The organism is Lutibacter sp., assembly GCF_040883305.1.
Lineage (GTDB): Bacteria > Bacteroidota > Bacteroidia > Flavobacteriales > Flavobacteriaceae > Lutibacter.
Genome location: NZ_JBFLKT010000100.1, coordinates 1 through 4,921 on the forward strand (window position 1 = coordinate 1; position 4,921 = coordinate 4,921).

4 protein-coding genes are annotated in these 4,921 nt (G+C 30.0%); all 4 read left to right on the forward strand.

Annotation, left to right across the window (positions count from 1 at the left end; translation table 11 throughout):
• Nucleotides 1–115 precede the first annotated feature (115 nt).
• A complete protein-coding gene (gene ablA / locus AB1Z17_RS03030; RefSeq protein WP_368050314.1) occupies nucleotides 116–1,390 on the forward strand; it encodes a lysine 2,3-aminomutase in 1,275 nt (424 codons plus the stop codon).
• 27 nt (nucleotides 1,391–1,417) lie between these two features.
• Nucleotides 1,418–2,290 carry a hypothetical protein gene (locus AB1Z17_RS03035; protein ID WP_368050315.1) on the forward strand — a complete coding sequence of 291 codons (873 nt, stop codon included), beginning with the start codon at nucleotides 1,418–1,420 and terminating at the stop codon, nucleotides 2,288–2,290.
• Nucleotides 2,280–3,866 carry a hypothetical protein gene (locus tag AB1Z17_RS03040; protein WP_368050316.1) on the forward strand — a complete coding sequence of 529 codons (1,587 nt, stop codon included), beginning with the start codon at nucleotides 2,280–2,282 and terminating at the stop codon, nucleotides 3,864–3,866. Before AB1Z17_RS03035 ends, AB1Z17_RS03040 begins: the two co-directional genes overlap by 11 nt.
• 4 nt (nucleotides 3,867–3,870) lie before the next feature.
• Nucleotides 3,871–4,921, forward strand: a 1,051-nt coding sequence (locus tag AB1Z17_RS03045) for a lysine 5,6-aminomutase subunit alpha (protein WP_368050317.1), incomplete at its 3' end; no start/stop codon positions are given.

Genomic DNA, 4,921 nt, shown 5'->3' on the forward strand with positions numbered 1-4,921 from the left:
AAATGGTTATGCACTTGACCATGCTGAAATAACGTTAAATATTTTAAGAGAAGACAAAACCATAAGAGATTTGTATGAACGTCTTTATGCATAAGTTTAGTTAAAATATAAAAAAATGAAAATAGATTATAAAAAAGTCGAATATAAACACATCCCATTATTCAAAGATGTAAAACAGGAAGATTGGGATAATTGGAAATGGCAATTACGAAATGCTATTCGAGATATTCCTACACTTGAAAAAGTTGTTAAATTAACGGATCTAAAAAAGGAAAATCTATCAAAAACATTAGCTAAGTTTAAAATGGCAATAACGCCATATTATGCTGCCTTAATGGACAAAAAAGATAAAAATTGTCCAGTTAGAATGTTGGCAATTCCTGCACTTAATGAACTTTTTGTTGATCCTTCAGATTTAGATGATCCACTACATGAAGATGTTGATTCTCCTGTACCTGGTTTAACGCATCGTTATCCGGATAGAGCTTTATTGCTTGTTACACATGAGTGCTCAATGTATTGTCGTCATTGTACAAGAAGAAGAATAGTAGGTGATGTTGATGAAAATATGGCTAAAGGTCATCTTGAAAAAGCATTTGAATATATTAGAAACACTCCAGAAATTCGAGATGTTATTATTTCAGGTGGTGATCCATTAATATTAAGTGATCAAAAGATAGATTATATTCTTAGCGAATTAAGAAAAATAGATCATATCGAAATTATTAGAATTGGTAGTCGTATGCCTGTGGTACTTCCTCAAAGAATTACGGAAGAATTCTGCGAAATTATTAAAAAGCACCATCCTGTTTATATTAATACGCATTTTAATCACCCAAAAGAAATAACAGAAGATGCCAAAATAGCTTGTGAAAAATTAGCCAACGCTGGTGTTAATTTAGGAAACCAATCTGTTCTGCTTAAAGGGGTTAATGACTGTCCAAATATCATGAAAAAATTATCTCATGAGCTTTTAAAAATTCGTGTTAGACCTTATTATATTTATCAATGCGACCTATCTGAAGGTATTTCTCATTTCAGAACAAAAGTCTCGAAAGGTATTGAGATTATTGAAAATTTAAGAGGTCATACATCTGGATTAGCTGTGCCTACATTTGTTGTAGATGCTCCTGGCGGTGGTGGTAAAATACCTGTGATGCCAAATTACTTGATTTCTCAAAATAAGAAAAAAGTTGTTTTAAGGAACTACGAAAGTGTTGTAGCTACCTATTCACAACCAGATTATGTAGAAGATCATGATTCTGAAAATTGCGAATATTGTCATGATGAAAAATTGGTTGCAAAAGACGGAATTGCAATGTTATTAAGTAATGGTGAAATATCTCTTCTTCCTGAAAATCTAAGAAGAAAGAAAAGAAACACCAAATAATAAAGTGCACAAACTATCCTTATTAAGATGAATAGTGCTATTACAAATCAGCTGATCAATAAAACTACATTCTTAGTAGGTAACAAAAAGAATGCAGGCAAAACAACCTTTCTTAACTATGCATTAAAGAAAGTTAGAGAGGTTGTTCATCCTGCTTTTTTTACTATTGGAATTGATGGAGAAGAAAATGATTTAATATTTAATACTCCAAAACCAAAGATTTATACAGAAATAGGTGATTTTGTTGTCACTTCTGATTTAATGATTCATAAAAGTGATGCTCAGTTTGAAATTATTCATGTATTTCCATATAAGACCGTTTTAGGAAGGTTAATTTTAGTGAAAACTATTCGCAGTGGAACTATAGAACTTGTCGGTTCAGAAGATAATAGTCAACTTGCCGAGATTGTACATTATTTAAAGACTCATGAGCATATAAATACTATAATTATAGATGGTGCTGCAAGCAGAACTACCCAAGTAGCTTCCGTTAAAAACAGTTGCTTTTATTACATCGTTAAATTAGATCAAAAAACTATTAATTCTGATATTAATAAACTTAAAACCATATCATTAATTAATAAATTTAAAATAATTGACCAGCTTGATGATATAGAAAATAAAACGATTTTTGAGATAAAAGGGGCATTTACTGAAACAAAACTCTCCGAAATACCAAAAAATTGTAATGTGCTGTTACTACAAGATTTTACAAAAATATTTCTCGATTATTCAGAACTCGTAAATTTAACAAAAAAGCTAGAGATAGCTTTTAAAATAAGCTACAAATTAGTATCGTTTGTTATTATTTTAAAAGATGTTAGCAAAGAAGATTTTAGGGATATTATTTATAAACACAATATTAAAGAATCCATTTTATTTAATCCATATGAACATTAAAAACACCATACAATTTATTGAATTTAACGATTTCTATGGTGAATATTCTCCTTTAACGCCTTATGGACAGTTGAATAAAAATAAGTGTGAAGTTATTGTAAATAAAGAACAGCTTTGTACTTTCCATAATTCAATTGGTAAAGTTGTTAATTTTATTAATGAAAATTCTTTTGCATCTGATAAGATAGAAAATCACCTAAAAAAAATAGCGCACTTAAATTCATTAGACAAAAAATGTTTTGATTCTACTGATATATTCCTAGTAAAAAAACTATTAATCAACTTTAAAATTATTGTTAACCTTTTGAACGATGTTATAAAAGAAGATTTGAATCTAGAATTCCATTCGCAAGAATTATTGAAACATCTATCACTCGAAGGAGAAGGCAAAGAAACATTTTATTTAAGTTCTTTGTATAATAATAAACTAGCTGAAATCCGAAATCAAATCTCAGAAAAAAATAAAGCTTTAACAGAGATTAAAAGAAATAGGTTTAATGAAATTTTAGAACAACATAATTTAGATTTTAAATTTAGAGATTTTATTATAATTGAAGAAAACCTTTCCAATAACCTTAATTCAGAACTCGTTTATAAAGAGGTTTATAACAAAACATCAGTATTAGTAAAGCCAATACTTCCAAAAATATATTTTGTTTTACATAAAGATAAAGAACTTCTATTATCAAAAGAACTTAAATTAGAGCACGAAGTACTTCAAACAATCTCTAAAAAAATAGTAAGTGAAAAAGAGCTTATAAAAGACTATATCCAAAAAATTGAAATAATAGATACTCTTTTTGCAAAATCCAGATTGGCTGTCAAATATAATATGACACCGCCTATTTTAACAGATAATTTGATTATTAAAATTGTAAACGGACAATTCCTACCTCTTGCAAATAAATGTAAGAAAATAGAGACAGCTTACACTCCATTAAATGCTGAATTTGACAATAAAACAATTGTTATAACTGGCTCAAATATGGGAGGAAAGACGATACTTTTAAAAACGGTTGGCTTTATGCAAATATTAGCTCAAATGGGGTTTTGGGTGCCGGCTGAAAAGTTTAAAACTTCCGTTTTCGAAAACATCAGCTATATTGGAGAAGGCCTGTCAGAAAAAGTGGAAGGCTTAAGTAGTTTTGGGTTTGAAATTTATAACCTTACTGAAACAATAAAAGGATTTGATAAAAATTCACTTGTATTAATTGATGAGTTTGCCAAAACAACTAACTCCACTGAAGCTAAAGCCATAATTTCAGCTATGTTAAAAAGTTTTTCTCAAAAAGAGACTGTTTGTAGCTTTTTATCCACTCACTTTATGGAGTTACCCGAATTTAAAAAAGTGTCTTTTTATAAAATGAAAGGCCTTAATTATTTAGAATACAAGAAATATTACAATAAAGAAAAAAAATATTCATTAAGTGAAAGGATTAAACTTATTAATACTTTCATGCAGTTTAAAATAATAAAAACAGGAAACAAAAACCATACGTATGATGCAATTAAAATTGCCGAAACACTAGGATTGAATGAAGAAATTATTACTCATACAAAAAAGTATTTAGAATAAAAACATGCTTAAATCAAAACTAAATCTAGACATAAATAAAGTTTCGAAAGCCCGAGAGCTTTCAAAACAAATTGCTGCTCCAGTATCAGCGTATATTGAAAAGCATACAACAGTGGCTATAGAAAGGACCACCTTAAGAATGATGGGAGCTGATGGTATTGATGCCAATGGAGTTCCAGTTCCAAATAAAATTGTCGATCAAATAGGAGAAAACATAAGCTATGGCGCAACCAAATACTATGTAAATGCGTTGCTTAAAAAAGGACTAACTCCAAATGAACTTAATAAAGAAATTGCAAATGGCTTAGAAATAACGAAGCTTGACTTAGTTGACTTTTCATACATTGAAGAAAAATCTCAAGAATTAGTTGAAACATTTGCTTCAAAAGTCAAAGTGAATGTTGCCTATAGAGAAGAAAAGGTAAAGAAGTATAAAGAGAAAGAGAACTCACCTTTGCTATATCTTATCGTTGCTACAGGTAATATCTATGAAGATGTTCAACAAGCCCAAGCCGCTGCCAGACAGGGAGCAGATATCATTGCGGTTATTAGAACAACTGGTCAAAGTTTACTAGATTTTGTTCCTTATGGCCCAACAACAGAAGGTTTTGGCGGTACTTATGCTACTCAAGAAAACTTTAAAATAATGCGTAAAGCATTGGACGAAGTTGGAGATGATATCGGTAAGTATATTCGCCTTGTTAACTATTGTTCAGGTTTATGTATGCCAGAGATTGCCGTAATGGGTGCTTTTGAAAGATTAGATATGATGCTGAACGATTCTATGTATGGAATCCTGTTCAGGGATATAAATATGTACAGAACATTTGTTGATCAGAAATTCTCTAGAATGATTAATTCTTTTGCTGGTATTGTTATTAACTCTGGTGAAGACAACTATTTGACCACTTCTGATGCTTTTGAAAAAGCATATACGGTTACAGCATCGCAATTTATTAATGAACGTTTTGCTTATGATTCAGGGTTACCACAAAAATTAATGGGACTCGGACATGCTTTTGAAATGAATCCTGAAATTAAAAATGGGTTTTTGT

Excerpts from the sequence above, each read along its gene's own strand:
- AB1Z17_RS03040 (WP_368050316.1), top strand. The coding sequence starts at position 2,280 with ATGAACATTAAAAACACCATACAATTTATTGAATTTAACGATTTCTAT.
- ablA (WP_368050314.1), top strand. The coding sequence starts at position 116 with ATGAAAATAGATTATAAAAAAGTCGAATATAAACACATCCCATTATTC.
- AB1Z17_RS03035 (WP_368050315.1), top strand. The coding sequence starts at position 1,418 with ATGAATAGTGCTATTACAAATCAGCTGATCAATAAAACTACATTCTTA.